Genomic DNA, 21,835 nt, shown 5'->3' on the forward strand with positions numbered 1-21,835 from the left:
CCGTCCACCCGACACGGTCCCCGACCACCCGGCCTCCTCCGCACGCGAACCCGCCGAGCCGGGCGGCACCCCCGGCAATTCATGACTACGGGGGTCAGGCGGCGAGGTTCTGCAGGCGGACCTGACCGCGGGCGACGGTGCGGCCCTCGGCGTCGGTGATCACCACGACCCAGAGCTGCTGGCTGCGGCCCCGATGGATCGGGGTGGCCTCGCCGGTGAGCACGCCCTCGCGGACCGCGCGCAGGAAGTCGGTGTTGTTGTTGACGCCGACGACCGAGCCGCGCTCGCCGAACCAGACACCGGCGCCCACGCTGGCCAGGGTCTCGATGACGGTGCAGTAGACGCCACCGTTCTGGATGCCCGCGGGCTGGTGCAGCTGCGGACGCACCTCCCATTCGCCGCGCACCCGGTCGGGGCCCACCTCCGTGTAGCGCAACCCGATCAGATCGGTGAAGGTGCCTTCGCTGGCCTTGGTCATCAGCTCCGGGGTGATCGCGGCCAGGGACAGGGTGTTGTCGGTCATACGCTCCGGTCTACACCATCGGATTCCGCGGCCGACACCCCGGGAGACGAAGCGGCGGACCCCGTCACAGGGACGGAGCCCGCCGCGGCAGGAATGAGGGGGTCGACCGCAGCCCTCGGGACCACCGGCTCATCCATACGCCGAGATGAGCATAGGTCAGGCTTACCTAAGTGGTCAAGCGCCTCGCTGATCCGTCTCATTCGTCTCAAAAACAGTCTCATAATTTCCTATTTGAGATACCGATACACCGTCGCGCGCGAGACGCCGAGCACGGCGGCGATCTCGGTGGCGCTGCGCTGCTCGACCTCGCTCATCCGGCGCGCGGCCGCGATGCGCTCCGCGTCGAGCGCGGCGGGCCGTCCGCGCGGCGCGACCACCGGACGCACGGCCTCGGGATAGAGCAATTCGACCCCGGCCAGGACTTCCGCCCGCAGGTCGGCGGGCGATTCCTCGGCGAACAACACCACCGGGTCGCTGAGCGCGCCCAGCGCCTGCGCCGCCCGCACCCGCTCGGCCAGCGCCGGACTCGGGCCGGCGACGAGCCGGTTCGCCGCCAGCATCGTGGTGCGGAACCGCTCGAAGATCGCGCCGGGCGCGGCGAGTGCCAGGTCGTTCACATTGAGCCGCAACAGATACCGGTACTCGAGGAACACCTCGAGCAGCCCTTCCAGGACCTGCCGCCTGGCCGTGCGCGGATCGGGATGGGCAGCGTCGGCGACCGCCCCGGCCATCGCGACGAGCAGCGGCTCGGCGAGCCCGGCGAGGATGTCGTATTTGCTCGGGAAGTGGTAGAGCACACCGGCTTTGGAGATGTTCAGCTGATCGGCGATCGCGCGGACCGTGGTGCGGTGGTACCCGTGCGCGCCGAACAGCTCCATGGCGACGGCCAGGATGCGCTCACGGGTGCCCGCTGTCTGCTCGTCCGTCATCGGGACATCCTAGCGCCTTGACTGACCGGGGGTCAGAAATCTACCGTGAGGACTGACCACAGGTCAGTTCCCCCGAGGAGAGTCGCCATGCCGACCAGTCCACGCATTCTCGTTTCCGGTGCCGGTATCGCCGGTCCCACCCTCGCCTGGTGGCTCGCCCGGCACGGCGTCGCGCCCACCGTCGTCGAGCTCGCCCCCGCGCCGCGGCCCGGCGGCAACGGTGTCGACCTGCGCGGTGCCGCCGTGCGCGTCGCCGACGCCATGGGCGTGCTGCCCGCGGTGCGCGAGCTCGCCACCGACATCCGGCAGCTCACCTTCGTCGACGCCGACGGCAGGCGGGTCGCGGGCATGCCGACCAGCACGTTCAACGGCCCCGACGACCTCGAGGTGATGCGCGGCGACCTCGCCCGCGTCCTCTACGAGGCCACCGCCGACGACGCCGACTACCGGTTCGGCGACTCCGTCGCCTCGATCACCCAGGACGAGGCGTCGGTCCAGGTCGAGTTCACGAGCGGGACCAGCGCGGAGTTCGACCTGGTCATCGGCGCGGACGGATTGCACTCGCGGGTGCGCGAGCTCGCGGTGCGCCCGGAGTCGGAGGCCGCCTATCCCCTGGGCCTGTGCTTCGCCACCGCCGCCGTCGACCCGGACTTCGGCACCGCGCGGGAGGTGACGCTGCACAACGCACCGGGCCGGGTCGCCGGGGTCTACCGGTCCGGCAGGCACGCGAGCGCCCAGGCGTTCTTCGCCTTCCGCACCCCGCGCGAGCTCGCCGTGCCCCGGGACCAGCAGGCGCAGAAAGAGCTGTTGCGCAGCCACTTCGACACCGATGCCTGGCGGGTCGGCGCCCTGGTCGACGCGGCGACCGCCGATCCGGGCTTCTACCTCGACGCGATCACCCAGATCCGGATGCCCGGCTGGTCGCGCGGGCGGGTCGGCCTCGTCGGCGACGCCGCCTACTGCGCGACGCTGCTGTCCGGCGCCGGCGCGTCGCTGGCCGTCGAGGGCGCGCACCGGCTGGCCACCGAGCTCGCCGTCGGCGACGGGCATCGGGCCGCGTTCGCCCGCTACGAGCGGGGTTTGCGGGCCACCGTGCGCGCTCGTCAGCGGTCGGTCCGGGCGAGCGGCGCGATGCTGATCCCCGGCTCGCACACCGCCATCCGGCTGCGCAATCAGCTCACCCGGCTGATGGTGTTGCCGCCGTTGGCCGCCCGGGTGTTCCGGCCGGAGCGCGTACGGGCCGCGTGACGGCGCGCCGGAGACGGCCGCCTGGGCTTGCTCAACACGATCGCAATACTCCATGATCACACGTACCTCTATGTTTCCGAGGCTTGTGTCGATGTTGAAAGCTCATGTTCTGGGCGCACGACGGCCAGGGGTGGGCGCGGCGAGAGAGGCAAGATTTCGTGAGTAGTAGTCGTATCCCCCGCTGGGCCGCGCAGGCGGCCCTGTGCGCGGCCGTCGCCGGAGCCGCCGTCGCGGCGCCGGTGCAGGCCGAGCCGCTGTGGCCCGGCGGTCCCGATGTTCCCGGCGTTCCGGCGATCATTCCCGCGCCGCCGCCGGAGCCGGTGGTCGCGCCGTGTAGCGAGAAGGCGCGCGCCTGCCTGCAGCTGTCCACCAACAACGCCTGGCTGATGGACAACGGCAAGGTGACCTTCGGGCCGAGCCCGATGTCGCACGGCCGTCCCGGCTACGAGACCCCGCCCGGGGTCTTCAAGGTGGCGTTCAAGAAGCCGTTCCACTGGAGCACCCTGCACAACGCGCCGATGGAGTACGCGGTCTTCTTCAACGGCGACATCGCCTATCACATCGGGCCCACCGAGGAGCAGTCGCACGGCTGCATCCGGCTGACGCCCGAAGGCGCGAAGGCGCACTACGAGTGGCTGGAACCGGGCGACATCGTCGAAGTGGTTCCCTGAGCCGTCGTGACCCGAAGGGGAGGCCGGATCATCGGCCTCCCCTTTGTCATGCCACGGCGACGGTGAGCGCGTCGAAGAGCCAGAGGTGCGCCGCGCCGGAGGTCACCGCGTCGCCGGCGAGGGTGGCGGTGAGCTGCCAGTACCGGCGGACGTCGGCGGTGTCGGCGGTGTCGGCCAGCAGCTGTCGCCGGAAGGCCGGGGTGTCGGCCAGGCCGCGCGCGCCCGCGTGGATGTCGACGTAGTGATCGAGTTCGGCGCCGGGCGCGGGCGCGCGGCCCGCGGCGACCGCCGGTGCCGCGGCCAGACAGGCGTCGGCCACGTCGAGGAGCAGGCGGCGCTCGTCGCGGACGCCCGGGGTGCCGCGGTGGCGGATGGTGTCCGACATCGCCGTCGACAGTGCCGGATTCGTCACGAGCGCGACGAGTTCCGCGTAGGCGAGCAGGTCCTCGGGTGGGGCGTCGGGAGTGGGTTCGGGGACGTTCATGTCGAGGAAGTCCTCGATCAGCGGACGCGGCAGCGGTGCCAGCTGACGACGCCAGAAGGCGCCGAGGGCAGTCCGGGCCGCCGCCGGATCCGCCACGGCGGCAAGCAGATCCAGCGCCGCGGGAGCGGCATGCTCGACGGCGGCGAGAAGCGCGCGACGGTGGCTCAACGCCGCGAACTCGGCGTCGACGGCGGCACGTTCGGTGGCGATCACCTCCGTGATCGACCGGGTGCCCGAGAGAACGTCGGCGATGGCGGTCAGCCCGATGCCGAAGGTGCGCAACCGGCGCAGCAGTCGCAGGCGATCGACCGCGGCCCGGTCGAACACCCGATGCCCGGCCGCGGTGCGGCGCACCTCGAGCAGGCCCTCGTCGCAGTAGAACCGGATCGTGCGGACCGCGACGCCGGTCCGGGTCGCGAGTTCGCCGATCGTCATCGGTGTGCTGTCGGTCACAGTCACTGGCACCTCCACCTCGGTGGAGTTCCTACGGTACCGACGACACCCCAGCGAAGGAGGACCCATGACCACCCGAACTTCCCGTACCGACGACGCGATCTGGGCGGCGGTCGCCGTCGAACGCGCCACCCTCGCCGACCTGCTGGCCGACCTGCCCGAATCCGCATGGGACACCCCTTCGTTGTGCACGGGCTGGCGGGTCCGGGATGTGGTGGCGCACCTCGTGCTGGCCACCCGGGTGACGATCGGCTCGCTTCTGGTGAACCTGATCCGGGCCCGCGGGAATCTCGACCGGCTCATCCACGACACCGCCGTCCGCCTCGCCGACCGGATGTCGACCGCCGAACTGCTCGACGCGCTGCGGGCCACCGTCGACTCACGCATCACCCCGATCGGGACGACACCGACCGACCGGCTGATGGATCTGCTGGTCCACGGACAGGACATCGCGGTCCCCCTCGGCGTCGACCGCGTGATGCCGACCGCGGCGGCACAGTGGTCCCTGGAACGCGTGTGGGCGATGGGCACCCCGTTCCACGCACGCACCCGCCTGGCCGGATACGCCCTCACCGCGACAGATACCGGGTGGCACACGGGCACCGGCACACCGGTCACCGGGACTGCCGCCGAGCTGCTGATGATCGTCACCGGCCGGACATCACCGGATCGCTGACGACGCGACGATCCGCGGCACCGAACTACTCGGCACCGCGGATCGTCGGGTGGTGGCAGGGTGGGCCGACGGTCGGCTCGACCACGAACGGGCCCGGCTACACCGCCACCACGTCCCGGTCGCTCGCGGCAGGATCATCCTCCACCGCACCAGAATCCGGCACGGACGTGGCACCTGCCGGGATCCGGCGCAACAGGGCGACGGCCAGGACCGCACCGGCGGCGGACAGCACGGCCGCGGTCCACGCGGCGGCGTTGAGGCCGTGGGTGAACGCCTCGCGTGCGGCGGCGACGACCGACTCGGCGACATCGGCGGGCAGGGAGTCGGCCGAACTCAGTGCTCCGGGCAGGGTTTCCGCGGCCGCGCCGTCGGCGTCCGACATTCCCGACCGGTACACCGCGGCACCGACGCTGCCGAGGAGCGCGACACCGAGCGCGACTCCCAGGTCGCTGGCCGTGCTGTTCACCGCCGAGGCGGCACCCGCCTTCTCCGCCGGGGCGGCGCCGATGACCAGGCCGGGGATCAGCGCCATGGCCGGGGCGATACCCGGGTACAGGACGTAGAAGCCGACGATGAGCAACGGCAGACCCGCGACGCTCTCGACCTGGGTCAGCACCAGGTAGCCGACCGTCGACACCGCCAGACCCGCGGCGATCAGGAACGCGGGCCGGACGCGACGGGCGAGCGCGGGAGTGACGGTGGAGACGATCACCAGGCCGATCGCGGCGGGCAGGATCCACAGCCCGGCCGCCAGCGGCGACTGGGCGGCGACCAGCTGCAGATACTGCGTGAACAGCAGGTACACCCCGCCCAGGGCGATGGCCGCGAGCATGTACACGCCCAGCGATCCGCTGAAGGTCCGGTCGGCGAACAGCCGCACGTCGAGCAGCGGGTCGGCCAGGCGCAGCTGCCTGCGGACGAAGACCACCGCGAACAGCACCCCGGCGAGCAGGGTCGGCACCGACGTGGCGGTGGGTCCGGCCTCGGCGAGCTTCTTCACGCCGTGGACGAACGGCAGCAGCGCGGCCAGCGACAGCGCGACACTGATCGGATCGAGCCTGCCCGCCGCGGGCGCCCGGTACTCGGGCACCAGCACCGGCACCGCGAGCACGACCAGCAGCATCACCGGCACGCCGATCAGCATGGACGCGCCCCACCACAGCGAGGCCAGCATCAGTCCGCCGAGCAGCGGGCCGAGCGCCACCCCGGCCGACACCGACGCCGCCCACAGGCCGATGGCGGTGGCGCGCTGGCGATCGTCGCGGAACATGGTGGTGATCAGCGACAGGGTGGCGGGCATGACGGCGGCGGCGCCCAGCCCCATCAGCGCCCGCGACGCGATGAGCAGTTCGGGACCGGGGGCGAAGGCCGCGAGCACCGAGGCGACGCCGAACAGCGCGGCGCCGGCCAGCAGCAGCCTGCGGCGGCCGAGCCGGTCACCCAGCGTGCCCATGGTGACGAGGAACCCGGCCATCACGAAGCCGTAGATGTCGTTGATCCACAACAGCTGTCCGCTGCTCGGTGCCAGATCGGCGGCGATATAGGGGGTGGCCAGGAACAGGACGGTCATGGTGAGGAACAGCAGCACCGTCGGCAGGAGCAGGACCGCCAGTCCCAGCCATTGGCGGGTGCCTGCCCGTTCGGGGATTTCGGTGAACGCGGACATCAGGAGGATTCCCTTCGAGGAGGAGGCGAACGAGACCCACCCTGCCGAGCGGGCCTTCGGCAACCCTTCGGATCGACTCCGGATCGCCTCGAGGGCGCCGCGTCCGTCCCGCCGTTTAGGGTGGGTGACATGCGTTTCGGGGTGCTCGGGCCGGTGGCGGTGTGGACCGACGACGGGCAGCCGGTCCGGGTGCCCGAGCTCAAGGTGCGGGTCCTGCTGGCCGCGCTGCTGGTGGAGCCGGGCCGGATCGTGCCCGCCGACCGGCTCGTCGAGGACCTGTGGGGCGGCGCGGCACTGCCCACCCATCCGGCGGGGTCGTTGCAGACCCGCGCGTCCCAGCTGCGGCGGGTGCTCGGCGACGCCGAGGACGGCGGCCGCGACCTGCTGGTCTCGCGCTCCCCCGGCTATCTCCTGGACGTTCCTCCCGGCGCGGTCGACGCACAGGTGTTCCAGGACCGGCTGCGCCGGGCGCGCGCCGCCGACGACGCCACCCGCGCGACCCTGCTGGCCGAGGCGCTGGCGCTGTGGCGCGGCCCCGCCCTGGCCGACCTCGCCGACCACGACTTCGCCCGGATCCCGGTGCTACGCCTCGAGGAACAGCGCCTGACCGCGACCGAGGACTACGCGCGAGCCAGGATCGCGCTCGGTGCGCACGACCAGGTGGCCGACGAACTGGGCGCGCTCACCGAGGAACATCCGCTGCGGGAACGGCTGCGGGCCGCGCACATGCTCGCGCTGTACCGCTCGGGCCGCCACGGCGAGGCCCTGGACTCGTACCGGCGCCTGCGCGAGCACCTCGCCGAGGACCTCGGCCTGGATCCCAGTCCCGAGCTCACCGCGCTGCATCGTGCTGTGCTGGAACAGGATCCGGCGCTCGGCGCGCCGACCCGGCCGCCGCGGGCGACCCCGGTCACGCCCCGGCCCACGCTGCCGGTTCCCGCCACCGCGTTGATCGAGCGTGCGGACGATCGCGCCGGGATCGAGGCCCTGCTCCGGGCCGAACGACTCGTGACGCTCACCGGTCCGGGCGGCGTCGGCAAGACCCGCCTGGCGCTGGCGGTCGGCGCCGATCATCCGGCCCGCGACGGCGTGCTGTTCGTCGAGCTGGCCGGGCTGTGCCTCGGCGCCGAGCCGGACAGCGCGCTGACCGCCCTCACCGAGGTGGTCGCCGCGGCCTTCGAGGTGCGCGACGACTCCGCCGGGACCAGCCCGTTCCCGGTGCCCGACAGCGGAACCCCGCTCGCCCGGCTCGCCGAGGCGGTACGGGCCAAGCGGGCACTGCTGGTGCTGGACAACGGCGAGCACGTCGCCGACGCCGCCGCGGCACTGGTCGCGCGGCTGCTCGGCGCGGCCCCCGACCTGCGGGTGCTGGTGACCAGTCAGGTCCCGCTGAACATCGCGGGCGAGCACCTGTGGCCGGTCGCGCCGCTGCCGGTGCCGGTGCCCGCCGTCGACGGCACCGCCGCCGCGATCGAGAAGTCCGCCGCGGTCCGGCTTTTCACCGATCGCGCCCGCGCCACCACCCCCGGATTCGCCGTCACCGACGACAATGCCGCCGCGGTCGCGACCATCGTCGGCCATCTCGACGGCCTGCCGCTGGCTCTGGAACTGGCGGCGACCAGGGTCCGCGCGCTGGGCGTGCACACCCTGGCCGAGCGGATCGAGGACCGGTTCACGCTGCTCTCCGCCGGGTACCGGGATGCCCCCGATCGGCAGCGCACGCTGCGCGCGGTGATCGACTGGAGCTGGGAACTGCTCGACGAGCCCGAACGCGCGGTGCTGTGCAGGCTCGCGGCCCACGCCGACGGCGCCACTCTGGAATCGGCCGAGACCGTCTGCGCGGGAGGCGATGTCGATGGCGTCGACGTCGCGGAACTGCTCGCCCGCCTGGTCGACCGCTCGCTGGTCATCGCGCCCGCCGCCGACGCCAGGCCCCGCTATCGGCTGCTGAAGTCGGTCGCTGCCTACGGCGTCGACCGCCTGCGCGACAGTGGCGAGGAGACCGAGACCCGCCTGCGTCATCTCGCCTTCTACCGCGCGCTGGCCGAACGCGCCGACGCGCATCTGCGCACCGGCGACCAGCGGCGGTGGCTGGCCCGGCTCGACGCCGAATCGGCCGACCTGCGTCGCGCGCTCGAGACCGCCAGGGCCGCAGGCAGATCCGACGACGCGCTCGGTCTCGTGAACGCGCTGGCCTGGTACTGGGTGCTGCGCGGGCGGCTCGCGGAGGGCATCCGGTCGATCGGTATCGCGCTGGCGGTGCCGGGCGAACCCGGTTCGGCCGCACGGCGGATCGCGCTGCTGTGGCGCGGCGCGCTCGAGCTCGGGCGCGGCCGCACCGTCGAGACGCTGCAGGCCCTGGGCGAGCGGCCCGCGCCCGCGGAGCTGCGGGCCCGCTGGTATCTCGCGCACGTCCACACCGGGTTCGCCGCGCACCACGAGATGGACAGCGCCGCCGAACTGCGCACCGCCTTCGCCGACGCCGGTCAGGACTGGGGTGTCGCGGCGGCCTCGGCGTCGCTGGCCAGGGACGCGTTCGCACGCGGTGAGCTGACCGAGATGCGCGCGCACGCCGAACGCAGCCGGGATCTGTTCACGCGGGTCGGCGACCGCTGGGGCCAGGGCATCGCGGGTTTCCTGCTCGGCAATCACGCCGAGGTCGTCGGCGATCTCGACACCGCGCGCGCCGAGCACCGGGCCGCGCTGACGACCGCCGATGAGCTCGGGCTGTGGACCGAGGTGGGCGAGCGGCTCACCTCGCTGGGCCGGATCGCGCTGCTGCGCGGGGACTTCGAGCACAGTGCCGAACTGCACGAACGAGCGCGCCGGATCGCCGTCGACCAGGGTCATCTGGTCGGGGAGGAATCCGCGGAGCTCGGACTCGGTCTGGTCGCGCGGCGCCGCGGCGATCTCGCCGCCGCCCGCACGCACCTCGGCGCCTGGCTGGACTGGCATCTGCGCGCGGGCTCCCAGTTCGGCGCGGCACTGATCCTCGCCGAACTGGGCTTCACCGCCGAACTCGCGGGCGACGCCGCCGAGGCCGAACAGCTGCACCGCCGCGGCCTGGACGCGGCGCTGCGCACCGGCGATCCCCGCGCCCACGCGCTCGCCCTGGAGGGCCTGGCCGGTGCCCGCGCGCTGGCGGGCGACGCCGAGCAGGCCGCTCAGCTGCTCGGCGCCGCCGAGGCCCTGCGCCGCGCCACCGGAGCTCCCCTGCCCGAGGCCGAACGCGGCGATGTCGACCGGATCGCGGCGCGCGTCCGCGCCGAGCTGGGCGCCGACGGACTGGCGGCCGCGGTCGCGCACGGCCGGACCGCCGACCCGGCGACCCTCGTCGCGGGAGCGACCTCGAGCCGATCCTGAGTCCGTCCGAAGTCCGCCCGGCCACGGTGGACCTCATGAGTACCAACAGTCGCACCAGGTCGACAGTCCAGAGCTTCACCGATATCAAGGCCGATTTCGACGCCATCGTCGGCTCGATCAACTACGCCACGATGACCACCGTCGACGCCGCCGGGCGCCCCCGGTCCCGGGTGCTGATCCCGGTCTGGGAGACCGGCGGCGAGGTGCCGACCGGGTGGCTCGGGACCTATCGCACGCCGGTGAAAGCCGCGCATATCGCGGGGAATCCGCATGTGACGTTCTCGTACTGGAGTCCGGCGCAGAACACCGTCGCCGTGGATACCGTCGCCGGCTGGACCGACGATCCGGACGAGCGCGCGCACGTGTGGGACCTGTACCGGCACGGGAGCCCGCCCGGCGCCGGCTATGACCCCGGCCAGTTCTGGCAGGGCCCGGACGACCCGGCGTTCCAGGTGCTCCGCCTGACGCCGTGGCGGATTCAGGTGCTGCGTGGCCGCGATCTGGTCAGCGGGATTCCGGCCCGCATCTGGCGCGGTTCACTCCAGGGGGATTGACGGCACCGACGGCGAACGCGGCCGTTCGCCGTCGGATCTGACGGGACTGGACGTCGGTACAGGTCACGGCGCGATCCGTTGTGACGGACACCAACACTCCCCGGTAGTTCCACCAGGAAGGATGTGGGGTCGAATTTCGCGAATCGGGCGATTTCCTTGCCGAGGGAAATGAGCGGGGCTACGTTACCCACATCACAGCAGAGGAGATCTGATTGTGATCCACATCCCGGCCGACGGGTCCTCCATTTTCCGGCGGGATGCTCATCAATCATGCAAGGAGATTCACCATGGGTTCGCTGACCGAGATAATGATGGCCGCCATTGCGGGATTGGGTTCCATGGTCGAGGGTGATGGGCTCCTGGCGGTCTTCCTCGGCTCCGTCGAGGCATTCTTCCCGTAAAACGACCTCGCCCCGACACCCCCGTCCGGCTCACTGACGAGTCCGGCATCCATTTCACCGAAGGACAATGCACATGGGATCTCTCTACGAATTGATGCAGACCGGCGCTGGCAGCCTGAGCGACGCTGTTCTGCCTTTCATCCAGGCCCTGATCACCGTCAGCGGCGGCACGCCGACACCGGGTAAGTAACACTCGGCTCGACAGCGCGGGGGTGGACCGTTCACGGTCCGCCCCCGCGACTTATATATAGCGAAACAGAATGATCGACCATCACTGCGCAGTGTGGAATAAGAGGACCCCCAGACCTGAACGAACCCCCGATAAATGGGGTCTGGCGAACAAGACGACGCGCGCGGACACCCCACAGCAGCCCACCTCCTCCACCGCCAACACCTCGCAGCCGTCGACCCTCAGACGGCGGGCACCGTCACCCGAGCGACATCGACATCCACCCAAGCCTCGACACAATCGCAGATCAGACGCATCAGACACATGAATCCATCCCCCTTGACGGACTCGTCGCGAACAGTTGCGTTCGCGACAATCTCGGCCGTCGCCGTACCAGACAGTCGCCGTAACCACAGGTCACAGGTACACCCGGTAGCCCTCGCGGCAATCGCCGAGCAGCTTCCAGAAGGAAAGAAAAAAATGAACGAATCAGGGTGAGTGAAACAGCGGGTTGCCACACTTCGGACGCGGCGCTACGTTACCGGCATCACATCGACCACCGATCGTGATGACCGCCCGCGGAGAGGGGACCACCCTATTTCCGGGGGCATGACAACAGCGCAAGGAGATACTTCATGGGCTCGTTCGATGAGCTGCTACTCGGTGTACTGGGAGGAATGGCTTCCGCGAACCAGGGCGACCTGCTGCTCGAGACCTTCCTGGGCTCCGTCGAAGCGTTCTTCCCGTAATCCGATATCACCCGCAGGAGTAACACATGGGTTCCCTCTACGAAATGTTCGCCACCGGCATGGCCAGTCTCGGCGACACCACCCTGCCCCTCGTCCAGGCGCTGATCTCCCTGAGCGGTGGCACGCCCATCGGCGGCTGACCCACCCCTGACCTCAGGTTTCTCGACAATCAAGCAAGGAGTTCGACCATGGGTTCGCTGACAGAGCTGATGATGGCCGCCATCGCGGGCTTGGGTTCCGCGGCCGAGGGCGACGGCCTGCTCGCCGTCTTCCTCGGTTCGGTAGAAGCCTTCTTCCCGTAGCCCGATCAACCGCCGCACCAGCGGGGGCCGGCCGTCGTCCGGTCCCCGCACCGCCCGAGAAGTCAGCAGGCCCGCATCACCATGAACAACGACATGCTCCGCGCCCTCCTGTCGGCCGCCTGTGTCGTGGCGCTCGCCGCGACACCCGTGTTCGCCGACACCGGGCAGGCCGCGGCCACCACCGGCGCCCGCCTGGTGAGCCGGACCCAGTCCGGCCAGGTCGCCGACATCAGCGTCTACTCCCCCGCCATGGACCGCACGATCGCGCTGCGCGTCCTGCGACCGGCCGACACCGCGACCCCGGCGCCGACGTTGTACCTGCTCAACGGCGCGGGCGGCGGCGAGGATTCGGCCAACTGGCCGGGACAGACCGACGCGGGCGGGTTCTTCGCCGACAAGCACGTCAACGTCGTCATCCCGATGGAGGGCGCGTTCAGCTACTACACCGACTGGCTGCGCCCCGACGAGAAGCTCGGGAAGAACCTCGAGAACAACGGCCGCAACATGTGGACGACGTTCCTCACCCAGGAGCTGCCGCCCGTCGTCGACGCGACCTTCGGCACCACCGGCGTCAACTCGCTGGCGGGCATCTCGATGGCGGGCACCTCGGTCCTCGACCTCGCCATCCAGGCCCCCGACCTGTACCGCAGCGTGTCCGCCTACAGCGGCTGCGCGATGACCAGCGACCCGATCGGCCGTGGCTTCGTCTCGCTGGTGGTACGGATGGGCGGCGGCGACGTGGAGAACATGTGGGGCCCGGTCACCGACGCCGCCTGGCGCGAACACGACCCCTTCGTCCAGGCGCACCGCCTACCGGATATCCCGATGTACATTTCCGCCGGAACGGGTTTGCCTGGAATTCACGACACGCTGCAGAATCCGCGTGTTCATATCAACGGAAAGAATCCGACCTCCATTCTGACGAATCAAATGCTCGTCGGCGGCGGCATCGAAGCGGCGACCATGTATTGCACGGCGAATTTGGCCCAGCGCACCCAGCAGCTCGGCCGTACGAATATCACCTACAACCTCCGGCCGACCGGAACTCATTCGTGGGGCTATTGGGAAGACGACCTGCACGCGTCGTGGCCGATGATGGCGACGGCGCTGGGCCTGTGAGCGCCGAACTCCGGGTCGGCACCGAGCAGCTGCGCCCGCGCGACGCGGTGTTCGTCTACGACGAGACCGACCGGCACCTGTCGAACGTCGTCGGGGTGTACCTCGCCGACTCCGCGGGCCGGGCACCGCTGACCATCGGCGAGGTCCTGGACTGGGTGCGCGCGAGCATCGGGCACGCGGCGCTGTTCCACCGGCGGCTGCACCGCGTGCCGCTGGACCTGGATCTGCCGTACTGGGTGCCCGATCCGTCCATGGCGGTGCGCGACCACGTCTCGCTGGAGCGGCCGGGGACCGGCACCTGGGACGACGCGCGCGCCCGGATCGCCGAGATCACCGCCACGCGGATGGATCTGAGGCGGCCACCGTGGCGCATCCACGTGCTCGACCGCGTCGACGGGGTCCCGGCGATGCCGGGTCCGACCACGATCGTGGTGCTCGTGTTCCATCACAGTGCCGGCGACGGCGTCGCCACCCGCGCGCTCGAGCAGCGGTTGTTCGGCGCCGATCCGGCGCCGGCGATCCGGCTCGACGAGCCGCGCCCGCTGGTCCGGGCGATCCGCACGAGCGCCGCGCTCCCGCTGCGGCCCGCGCAATTCGTCGGCGGATTGCGGCGCGCCCGCGCGGCGCAGGACGAACTCCGCGCGCTGGTCGACGCGGGCGCGGTGCACGAGCCGGTGGCCGAACGCCCCGCGACCCGGTTCAACCGGGATATCCACGCGGAGCTCACCTTCCACCTGATCGCACTGCCGATGGCGGAGGTGCTCGCCGCGAAAGCCGCGGCGCCGCAGCGGGTCACGATCAACGACCTCATGCTGACGACGATCGCCGGCGCGCTGGCCGCCTATCTCGCCGAGCACGACGAGACGCCCGACGGCTCACTCGCCGCGATGGTGCCGATGTCGATGCGCGGTGTGGCCGGCTGGGATTCGGCGAACCAGCTCAGCCAGATGATCGTCGACCTGCACACCGACCTGGCCGATCCGCTCGCCCGGCTGGCCGCGGTCCGGCGGTCGGCGGGCCTGGCCAAGCAGCGCACCACCGACCCGGTGGTGCGGCGCGGTGACCGCCGGGTGGAGACCGCGCCCGCGCTGCTGCTGCGCGCGGCCGGATGGGCCAGGGCGCAACGGCGTTTCGACGACGCGGCGACGGTGCCGCTGTGCAACACCACCATCAGCAATGTGCCGCCGGTGACCGACAGCCTGGTCTTCTGCGGGCGGCCGATCCGCCGGGTGGTCGGCGCGCTGCCGATCCTCGACGGTGACGGCCTGCGGCACCTGATCACCTCGCAGGGTGACGACATCGTCATCGCGGTCACCACGAATCCGGCGATGATGCCGGACCCGGAGCACTACGGCGAACTCGTGCTGCGGTCGTTCCGTGAACTCGCCGCGGCGGTGCGCGCCGCGACCGGCCCCTAGCGTTGCAGGCAGCTGGTCCGGCGCACCGGCAGACCCCGGTCCTCGAGCGCGCCGAGCAGCAGCTGGCCGCGCCGGGCGCCCGCGGTGGCGTCGGTGCGGGCCAGGTCGGGCACGTAGGTCGCCGCGCCGATGACGGATTCGCCGACCAGCGACCAGAACCGCCGCGCCGGCAGGCCGGAGCAGCGGGTGAGCACGGACTGCAGCGGAATCAGCGAGGACGCGCACCGCTGGGCCAGCCAGACCGCCATCGCCGCCTCGCAGGGCAGCGCGACGGCGTCGCGCTCGTCGACTTCGGGGTCACCGGCCACGACGCGAATCGTGGTGTCGGACAATCCCGCCCAGTCGATGCCACCATCGTTGTCATGATGGATCCAGAGATTGTCCCGGCCGGGATCCCAGGCCCGGCCCGCCATCACGAACAGTGCCGTCACCCGGCCGACGACCGCGTGGATGAGGGCGGTCGCCACCACCTCGGCGGCGATGTCGTCGTTGATCATCTCGGCGGCGTGCCTGCGGTACATGAGCTCGACGCGGCCCTCGGACAGTCCGTTCGGCACATGCCACCAGCGGCGCTTTCCCTGACCGGCCATCGCCGCCACGGCATAGACCCGCGGATGTTCGGGTTGCAGCGATTGCAACCGGGCACACGCGCGATCGAACGCGGCGGTGCTGCGGGACGTGGCGGTGGTGACGGGCTCGGGCATCGAACCTCCTCGAACAGTGGGTTCCCGTGACGATGATGTCTCGGAACATAGGTTAGGCTTACCAGACTTCACAAGTCGTGTCCGGATTCGAGTCAGGAGAAGTTCGTCGCCGTGATCCACCCTGGCACCGTCAGACGTCGTCGTCTGACCGGGCTTCTTCTGCTCGTTTTGCTGCTCACCGTCGCGGTGGTGGCGAGCATCGCCATCGGTACCCGCTCGCTCGCACCGGCCACGGTGTTCGACGCCGTCACGCACGCTCTCGGCTGCGACGGCGGCCCGTTCCGATGCCCGGCCCGCTCCACCGCCGAGGAAATCGTGCGTGAGCTACGTCTGCCGCGCACCGCGTTGGCCCTGGTCGCCGGGATGGCGCTGGGCATCGCGGGCGCGCTCATCCAGGGGTATACCCGGAATCCGCTCGCTGATGCCGGTTTGTTGGGACTGAATGCCGGCGCGGGATTCCTGGCCGCGCTCAGCATCTATCTGTTCGGCTTCACCGCGCCGAGCCAGTACATCTGGTTCGCCTTCGCCGGGTCCGCGATCGCGGGCATCATCGTGTTCGGGGTGTCCTCGATCGGCGGCGGCAAGGCGAGTCCGCTGAGCCTGGTGCTCGCGGGCGCGGCGGTCACCGCGTTCCTGCAGGCGATGACCAATGCCGTGATCGTGCTCGACAACGCCGCGCTCGACACCTACCGGTTCTGGGTGGTCGGCACGGTGAACGGGCGCGAGGGCGGGGTGTTCTGGCAGGTGCTGCCGTTCCTCGTGGTCGGGATGGCGATGGCGGTCGCGGCGGCGCCCAGCCTGAACCTGCTCGGCCTCGGTGACGACGTCGCCCGCGGGCTCGGTGTCGATGTCGGCCGGGCGCGGGCGTTCGGCCTGTTCGCGGTGGTGCTGCTCAGCGGCGCCGCCACCGCGGCCATCGGGCCGATCGCCTTCCTCGGGCTGGTGGTGCCGCATATCGCGCGCACGATCACCGGGCCCGACAACCGCTGGCTGATCCCCTATTCGGGACTGATCGGCGGACTGCTGCTGCTGGTCGCCGACATCGCGGGCCGGGTGGTCGCCCGGCCGGGTGAACTCCAGGTCGGCGTGATGCTCGCCGCGATCGGCGCGCCGTTCTTCATCGCGCTGGTGCGCCGCAAGAAGTTGGTGACGCTGTGAGCACACTCGAGACGGACACGCCCACCGACGCGGGCGCCGCGCTGCGCAAAGTACGGCCCGGGCTGCGGATCGGGCCGGTGTCGCTGGTGTGGCGACCGGTGCTGCTCGGTGCCGTGCTGGCCCTCGCGGCGCTGGTCTTCGCGCTGTTCTGCCTGGATATCGCCGTCGGCGAGACCAACATCCCGCTGAGCCGGGTCCTCGACGTCCTGGGCGGCGGCGGCACCCGATCGCAGCGGTTCATCATCATCGAGTCGCGGCTGCCGCGGGCGCTGACCGCCGTGGTGGTCGGCGCCGCGCTCGGCCTGTCCGGCGCGCTCATGCAGTCGATCCTGCACAACCCGCTGGCCGGGCCCGATGTCCTCGGGATCACCACCGGTGCCAGTGTCGGCGCCGTCGCGGTGCTGGTCGGCAGCGGCGGCGCGACCACCGGACTGATCGCCACGGTCGGCGCGCCGCTGGCCGCGCTCACCGGCGGCCTGCTCACCGCGATCGTGATCTATCTGCTCGCCTGGGGGCGCGGCCGGGCCGGGGAACGCGGGGTCACCGGTTTCCGCCTGGTCCTGATCGGCATCGGCGTCAACGCGGTGCTGATGTCGGTGATCAGCTGGCTGCTCACCCGGGCCAGCCTCACCGACGCCGCGCGGGCCCAGCTGTGGCTCACCGGTTCGCTCAACGCCGCGGACCTGGCCAGGGTCGTGCCCGCGGTGCTCGCACTCGCCGTGGTGACCGTGATCGCGCTGGTCTCGGCGCGAACGCTGGCCGCGCTGCGCCTCGGCGAGGAGTCGACCCGGGTGCTCGGCGTGCGGATCCAGGCCCAGCGGGCGCTGCTCATCGGCGCCGCGGTGGTCGCGGCGTCGGTGGCCACGGCGGCCGTCGGACCGGTCGGCTTCGTCGCGCTCGCGGCGCCCCAGATCGCCAGGATGGCACTGCGCACGCCGGGTGAACCGCTCATCGCCTCGGCGCTGACCGGCGCCGGGCTGGTCGCCGCGGCCGATATCATCTCGCGCACACTGCTTCCCGTCGAACTGCCCGTCGGCATCGTGACCGCCGCGCTCGGCGGGCCGTTCCTGCTCTACCTGCTCGTCCGCATGAACCGGAAGGCCACGCTCTCATGACCAGCCCCGCCCATCGCCTCGCCGCCGACGGCGTCTCCCTCGGCTACGGCGAACGGGTGATCGTCGACGAGCTGAGCCTCGACATCGCGCCCGGCGTGGTCACCACGGTCATCGGGCCCAACGGCTGCGGCAAGTCGACGCTGCTCAAATCGCTGGGCAGGCTGCTGCGCCCCCGCGACGGGCAGGTCGTGCTCGACGGCAAGGCCATCTCGACGATGAAGACCAAGGACGTCGCCCGGGTGATCGGCATGCTGCCGCAGACCCCGGTCGCCCCCGAGGGCCTCACCGTCGCGGATCTCGTCGCCCGCGGCAGGCACCCGCACCAGTCCTGGCTGCGGCAGTGGTCGGCCGACGACGAGACCGAGGTCGCCGCCGCGCTGGCCCAGACCGGCATCGCGGATCTGGCCGAGCGCACCCTCGACGAGCTCTCCGGCGGCCAGCGCCAGCGCGCCTGGATCTCGATGGCCCTGGCCCAGGGCACCGACATCCTGCTGCTCGACGAGCCGACCACCTACCTCGACCTCGCGCACTCGCTCGAGGTGCTCGACCTCGTCGACCGGCTGCACGCCGAGTACGGGCGCACCGTGGTCATGGTGCTGCACGATCTCAACCTCGCCATCCGCTACAGCGACGAGCTCGTGGTGATGTCGGCCGGGCGCATCGTGGCGCGGGGCAAGCCCGCCGACATCGTCACCGCCGAGCTGCTCGCCGAGGTGTTCGGGCTCGAGGCGACCGTCCTCACCGATCCGGTCTCCGGGCGGCCGATGATCGTCCCGATCGGCACCCGGCACGTGCACGGCGCCGACGGGTATGACGAATGACACACCAGCAAACCCCCCGTTACGACAATCTGTAGTACGCATCTTTGTCGTTGAGTCCGTAAAATTGTGGGATGGCAGGACTCGGCGAACTCGAAAAAGCGGTCATGGACCAGTTGTGGTCGGCCGACGAACCGCAGACGGTGCGGCAGGTCCACGAAGCACTGGCCGCACGGCGCGAGCTCGCGTACACGACAGTGATGACCGTGCTGCAGCGGCTGGCGAAGAAGGATCTGGTGGTGCAGCGGCGCGATGATCGCGCCCATCGATACGCACCGGTACACAGCCGCGACGAGCTCGTCGCGAGCCTGATGGTCGACGCGTTGCAGCAGGCCGACGCGGCGGGCAGCCGCGCCGCCGCGCTGGTGCACTTCGTGGAACAGGTGGGCAAGGACGAGGCCGACGCCCTCAGGGAGGCACTCGCCAAGCTCGAATCCGACGAGAAGAGCAGCTAGACTCCCTGGCGGCTCTCACAACGACGTGAGCGCCCCTGGTCCCACAACGCAGTGAGCAGAGTCGATGAACGCAACCGCGGCAGTCTTCGCCGGTCTCGCCTTGCTTCTCGCAGGGCCGGTACCAGCGCTGCTCAGTCGCGCGACCTGGGTGCATCGATCGCCGCGCGCGGCCCTGGTGCTGTGGCAGGCCATCGCGCTGGCCGCCGTGCTCAGCGCCTTCGGTTCCGGGCTGGCCATCGCCAGCCTGCTGCTCGTCCCCGGCCCCGACGGTAGGCCGACCACCTCCCCCACCAAGGAGATCGACGCGCTCGGTCTGCCGCTGTGGACGATCTACGTGCTGGTCTTCGCGCTGACCCTGATGATCGGCGCCCGGCTCATCTTCTCCATCGTGCGCGTCGGCGTGCACACCCGTCGCCGCAGGTCCCGGCATCGCATGCTGGTCGATCTGCTGGATCAGAGCGGGCCGGTCCGCCGCGCCGCCGATATCCGCGTGCTCGCCGCGACCGAACCCATCGCCTACTGCCTGCCCGGGCTGCGGCAGCGGGTGGTGCTCAGCGAAGGCACGCTGACCAGCCTCGACGACGCCGAGGTCACCGCGATCGTCAGCCACGAACGCTCCCATCTGCGGGCCCGCCACGACCTGGTGCTCGAGGCGTTCACCGCGGTCCACGAGGCGTTCCCCCGGGTGGTCCGCAGCAAGGCCGCGCTCGGCTCGGTGAAACTGCTGATCGAACTGCTCGCCGACGACTCCGCGGTCAAGGTCACCGGCCCCAAGCCGCTGGCCCGCGCGCTGGTCGCGTGTGCGAAGTCGACCGCGCCGCAGGGCGCGCTGGCCGCGGGCGGACCGACCACGCTGATCCGCATCCAGCGGCTCGCGGGCCGCACCGGCGACGTGAGAGTCGCCACCGCCGCGTACCTCGGGTCGGCGGCCATCCTGGTCGTGCCGACGCTCGCCGTCGCGGTGCCGTGGTTGCAGGAGCTGAACCGGCTCTTCCGCGGCTGACCTGGCGATTCGCCGCCGTTGTCCGCGCCGGGACGGCATCGGTCCCGGCCGCCCGGGCCGCCACCGGACCCCCTCGCACAATCATCGCTACAAACGGTCGTCTGACCAGCGCGTTTACCCACGTGCCACCGATCCCGCCTATCCTGGGAGATCGGTCCTTCCTGCTGGGCCGCACCCCGTGCACGCCGTCGGCGTATCCGGGTCATCGGCGCCGGTCATCTTCCAGCGCGATGCGCAGCCCAACGAAAGGCCATTTTGTCTTCCTCTTCGCGTCCCGACGCCACCTTCGCCGACCTCGGTCTGCCCGTCGCACTGGTGCAGACCCTGCGCAACGCGGGCATCGAGAAGCCCTTCCCCATCCAGGCCACCACCATCGGCGACGCGCTCGCCGGCCGTGACGTGCTCGGCCGCGGCCCGACCGGCTCGGGCAAGACCCTCGCCTTCGGCCTGCCGATGCTGGCCCGCCTCACCGGCGCGTCCGCCAAGCCGGGCCGCCCGCGCGGCCTGGTGCTGGTCCCCACCCGCGAACTCGCCTCGCAGATCGAGCGCGCGCTCGACGAGGCCGCGCTCTCGCTCGGCCTGCGCGTGGCCTCCGTCGTCGGCGGTGCGCCGATCAAGCGCCAGGCCGACCGGCTCGCGCGCGGCGTCGACCTGCTCATCGCCACCCCCGGCCGCCTCGACGACCTGATCAAGCAGCGCGCCGCCGACCTGTCCGACGTGACGATCACCGCGCTCGACGAGGCCGACCACATGGCCGACATGGGCTTCCTGCCCCAGGTCACCCGGCTGCTCGACCGCACCCCGAAAGACGGTCAGCGCCTGCTGTTCTCGGCCACCCTCGACGGTGACGTGGACAAGCTGGTCAAGCGGTACATGCACCAGCCGGTCACCCACTCCACCGCGCCGCCGGAGGCGTCGGTGACCACCATGTCGCACCACCTGCTCTACGTGCGCGACAAGAACGTCAAGCGCTCGGTCGCCACCGAGATCGCCGCCCGCGAGGGCCTGACCATCATGTTCGTGCGCACCAAGCACGGCGCGGACCGGCTGGCCAAGCAGCTGCGCGGCGCCGGGGTCGCGGCGGGCTCGCTGCACGGCGGCAAGGCGCAGAACAACCGCACCCGCACCCTGGCGGCGTTCGCCGACGGCTCGGTGCCGGTGCTGGTCACCACCGATGTCGCCGCGCGCGGCATCCACATCGACGGTGTCTCGCTGGTCGTGCACTTCGATCCGCCCGCCGAGCACAAGGCCTACCTGCACCGGGCCGGGCGCACCGCGCGCGCCGGTGAGGAGGGCGTCGTGGTCACCCTCGTCACCGACGAGGAGCGCAAGGACGTCGCCGCGATGACCCGCAAGGCCGGCGTGCAGACCGACGGCGTCGAGGTCCGCCCCGGCGACCGGAAGCTGGTGGAGATCACCGGCGCCCGCAAGCCCAGCGGCATCGCGCTGGCCGCGCCCGCCGCACCGGCCCAGGCCGCCGCGCCGAAGTCGGCGACCGGTGGCCGCTCGCGCCGTCCCCGCTCCGGTGGCGCACCGGCGGGCGAGGCCGCGCAGGGCCACAGCCGCGGCGCGGGCGCGCCGCGCCGGGAGCGTCCGGCGGGCGAGGCGCGCAGCCGCAAGCCCGCGGGCACCGGCGGACACGCCCGCAGCGGCGACACGCCGACGAATTCGCGTCGTCGAGCCGCGCGTCCGGCGGCTCCGGCCACCCGCCGCAACCGCACGGCAAACTGAATCACCGCGTGGGCGAAACCATTTCGGGTGGGCCCCGCGGCGGGTGGGGGCGGGGGGGTGGGGCGGCCACGGCGCCCCCGGGGTGGGCGCCGACGGCGAGGTCAAAACCGAGTCCCCCGGGCGACG

At 71.4% G+C, this 21,835-nt stretch carries 17 protein-coding genes and 1 pseudogene; 13 read left to right on the top strand and 5 right to left on the bottom strand.

From position 1 onward, the window contains the following. Positions 1 to 94: 94 nt before the first annotated feature. Both ACFVW6_RS33560 and ACFVW6_RS33565 read right to left on the bottom strand, forming a co-directional pair. Positions 95 to 523, bottom strand: coding sequence for a PaaI family thioesterase (locus ACFVW6_RS33560; RefSeq protein ID WP_378830240.1), 429 nt, complete (start codon positions 521 to 523; stop codon positions 95 to 97). A 227-nt stretch (positions 524 to 750) separates the two neighbouring features. Further along, entirely contained in the window at positions 751 to 1,452 is a 702-nt protein-coding gene (locus ACFVW6_RS33565; protein WP_378830238.1) for a TetR family transcriptional regulator, read from the bottom strand. Positions 1,453 to 1,539: 87 nt separating this feature from the next. On the opposite strand from ACFVW6_RS33565, the gene ACFVW6_RS33570 reads away from it, so the two are divergent. Continuing rightward, the gene (locus ACFVW6_RS33570; RefSeq protein WP_378830237.1) at positions 1,540 to 2,700 is read left to right on the top strand and encodes an FAD-dependent monooxygenase; all 1,161 of its coding nucleotides are present in this window, start codon (positions 1,540 to 1,542) and stop codon (positions 2,698 to 2,700) included. A 158-nt stretch (positions 2,701 to 2,858) separates the two neighbouring features. Further along, positions 2,859 to 3,371: a L,D-transpeptidase gene (locus ACFVW6_RS33575; RefSeq protein WP_355275859.1), complete on the top strand. Its 513-nt coding sequence runs from the start codon at positions 2,859 to 2,861 to the stop codon at positions 3,369 to 3,371. Between the two features lie 46 nt (positions 3,372 to 3,417). Here ACFVW6_RS33575 and ACFVW6_RS33580 read toward each other — a convergent pair whose 3' ends face one another. After that, positions 3,418 to 4,308: a MerR family transcriptional regulator gene (locus ACFVW6_RS33580; RefSeq protein ID WP_378830236.1), complete on the bottom strand. Its 891-nt coding sequence runs from the start codon at positions 4,306 to 4,308 to the stop codon at positions 3,418 to 3,420. A gap of 67 nt (positions 4,309 to 4,375) precedes the next feature. Between ACFVW6_RS33580 and ACFVW6_RS33585 the strand changes: the two genes are divergently transcribed. Then, entirely contained in the window at positions 4,376 to 4,984 is a 609-nt protein-coding gene (locus ACFVW6_RS33585) for a maleylpyruvate isomerase family mycothiol-dependent enzyme (protein WP_378830235.1), read from the top strand. Between the two features lie 166 nt (positions 4,985 to 5,150). Here the strand turns inward: ACFVW6_RS33585 and ACFVW6_RS33590 are convergent. Beyond that, a pseudogene (locus ACFVW6_RS33590) lies at positions 5,151 to 6,650 on the bottom strand (MFS transporter); the annotation flags it as partial. A 129-nt stretch (positions 6,651 to 6,779) separates the two neighbouring features. On the opposite strand from ACFVW6_RS33590, the gene ACFVW6_RS33595 reads away from it, so the two are divergent. From ACFVW6_RS33595 to ACFVW6_RS33610, 4 genes are all read left to right on the top strand, one after another. Further along, entirely contained in the window at positions 6,780 to 10,013 is a 3,234-nt protein-coding gene (locus tag ACFVW6_RS33595) for a BTAD domain-containing putative transcriptional regulator (RefSeq protein ID WP_378830234.1), read from the top strand. A 35-nt stretch (positions 10,014 to 10,048) separates the two neighbouring features. After that, positions 10,049 to 10,567 (top strand): pyridoxamine 5'-phosphate oxidase family protein, encoded by a 519-nt coding sequence (locus tag ACFVW6_RS33600; RefSeq protein WP_378830233.1) that lies wholly within the window; start codon positions 10,049 to 10,051, stop codon positions 10,565 to 10,567. A 1,714-nt stretch (positions 10,568 to 12,281) separates the two neighbouring features. Next, positions 12,282 to 13,307 (top strand): alpha/beta hydrolase family protein, encoded by a 1,026-nt coding sequence (locus tag ACFVW6_RS33605; RefSeq protein ID WP_357345262.1) that lies wholly within the window; start codon positions 12,282 to 12,284, stop codon positions 13,305 to 13,307. Next, positions 13,304 to 14,725, top strand: coding sequence for a wax ester/triacylglycerol synthase domain-containing protein (locus ACFVW6_RS33610; protein WP_378830231.1), 1,422 nt, complete (start codon positions 13,304 to 13,306; stop codon positions 14,723 to 14,725). Before ACFVW6_RS33605 ends, ACFVW6_RS33610 begins: the two co-directional genes overlap by 4 nt. Here ACFVW6_RS33610 and ACFVW6_RS33615 read toward each other — a convergent pair. Next, the gene (locus ACFVW6_RS33615) at positions 14,722 to 15,429 is read right to left on the bottom strand and encodes a hypothetical protein (RefSeq protein ID WP_355275874.1); all 708 of its coding nucleotides are present in this window, start codon (positions 15,427 to 15,429) and stop codon (positions 14,722 to 14,724) included. The genes ACFVW6_RS33610 and ACFVW6_RS33615 overlap by 4 nt on opposite strands. A gap of 168 nt (positions 15,430 to 15,597) precedes the next feature. Here ACFVW6_RS33615 and ACFVW6_RS33620 point away from each other — a divergent pair, with 168 nt between their 5' ends. The 6 genes from ACFVW6_RS33620 (at position 15,598) to ACFVW6_RS33645 (ending at position 21,709) form a co-directional block, all read left to right on the top strand. Next, positions 15,598 to 16,587: an iron ABC transporter permease gene (locus ACFVW6_RS33620; protein ID WP_355275876.1), complete on the top strand. Its 990-nt coding sequence runs from the start codon at positions 15,598 to 15,600 to the stop codon at positions 16,585 to 16,587. Further along, positions 16,584 to 17,702 (top strand): FecCD family ABC transporter permease, encoded by a 1,119-nt coding sequence (locus tag ACFVW6_RS33625; protein ID WP_378830230.1) that lies wholly within the window; start codon positions 16,584 to 16,586, stop codon positions 17,700 to 17,702. The genes ACFVW6_RS33620 and ACFVW6_RS33625 overlap by 4 nt, the downstream gene beginning before the upstream one ends. Beyond that, positions 17,699 to 18,523, top strand: coding sequence for an ABC transporter ATP-binding protein (locus ACFVW6_RS33630; protein WP_355275880.1), 825 nt, complete (start codon positions 17,699 to 17,701; stop codon positions 18,521 to 18,523). Before ACFVW6_RS33625 ends, ACFVW6_RS33630 begins: the two co-directional genes overlap by 4 nt. Before the next feature lie 71 nt (positions 18,524 to 18,594). Then, positions 18,595 to 18,975: a BlaI/MecI/CopY family transcriptional regulator gene (locus ACFVW6_RS33635; RefSeq protein WP_019047691.1), complete on the top strand. Its 381-nt coding sequence runs from the start codon at positions 18,595 to 18,597 to the stop codon at positions 18,973 to 18,975. Positions 18,976 to 19,039: 64 nt separating this feature from the next. Further along, positions 19,040 to 19,978, top strand: a complete 939-nt coding sequence (locus tag ACFVW6_RS33640) for a M56 family metallopeptidase (RefSeq protein ID WP_355275882.1) — start codon at positions 19,040 to 19,042, stop codon at positions 19,976 to 19,978. Between the two features lie 255 nt (positions 19,979 to 20,233). Further along, positions 20,234 to 21,709 carry a DEAD/DEAH box helicase gene (locus ACFVW6_RS33645; protein WP_378830228.1) on the top strand — a complete coding sequence of 492 codons (1,476 nt, stop codon included), beginning with the start codon at positions 20,234 to 20,236 and terminating at the stop codon, positions 21,707 to 21,709. Positions 21,710 to 21,835 lie beyond the last annotated feature (126 nt).

Origin of the sequence: Nocardia sp. NPDC058244, assembly GCF_042882065.1 — a bacterium.
Classification (GTDB): Bacteria; Actinomycetota; Actinomycetes; order Mycobacteriales; family Mycobacteriaceae; genus Nocardia.